The organism is Paraburkholderia nodosa (assembly GCF_001718195.1).
Classification (GTDB): Bacteria; Pseudomonadota; Gammaproteobacteria; order Burkholderiales; family Burkholderiaceae; genus Paraburkholderia; species Paraburkholderia nodosa_A.
In genome coordinates this window covers 1-621 of record NZ_MCNV01000083.1, presented here as the reverse complement: position 1 = coordinate 621, position 621 = coordinate 1, and the positions used below count along the sequence as shown (strand labels likewise).

Genomic DNA, 621 nt, shown 5'->3' with positions numbered 1-621 from the left:
GCAAGCAGGGGGTCGTCGGTTCGATCCCGTCATCCTCCACCAATCCTCAATGCACAGCGTTCTGCACGAAGCAGAACCTTCTGCATTGGCGATTGAGCCAGTCAGAGCGGTATGTGAAAGCGTATCGGCTGTCGTTCTTTAACAATCAGGAAGAAGTAGTAAAGAGATTCATCCAAAACACACCTGGAGATGGGTGTGGAGTAGGTGAATCAGGGTTGTGATTGTATCAATGTATTTTTAAGTGATCGAAAGATTGCCTTGAAATACGGCGCAACACGAATACTCAACCTGTAGCGAGCGTGAATCGCACGAGCAATCGTGATCGAGACACACCCGTTATAGGGTCAAGCGAACAAGTGCATGTGGTGGATGCCTTGGCGATCACAGGCGATGAAGGACGCGGTAGCCTGCGAAAAGCTGTGGGGAGCTGGCAAACGAGCTTTGATCCACAGATGTCCGAATGGGGAAACCCACTCCGAATGGAGTATCCATGGCTGAATACATAGGCCATGCGAAGCGAACGCGGCGAACTGAAACATCTAAGTAGCCGCAGGAAAAGAAATCAACCGAGATTCCCAAAGTAGTGGCGAGCGAAATGGGACCAGCCTGTACTCTTTATCT

At 50.2% G+C, this 621-nt stretch carries 1 protein-coding gene and 1 rRNA gene; both read left to right on the top strand.

The genetic code is table 11. The annotated features are described in order from the left end of the window. Positions 1 to 221 (top strand): hypothetical protein (locus tag BFD71_RS41915; protein WP_218108697.1); only part of this gene is annotated, 221 nt, incomplete at its 5' end. A 121-nt stretch (positions 222 to 342) separates the two neighbouring features. Then, positions 343 to 621: ribosomal RNA gene (locus BFD71_RS38735) — 23S ribosomal RNA — on the top strand; the annotation flags it as partial.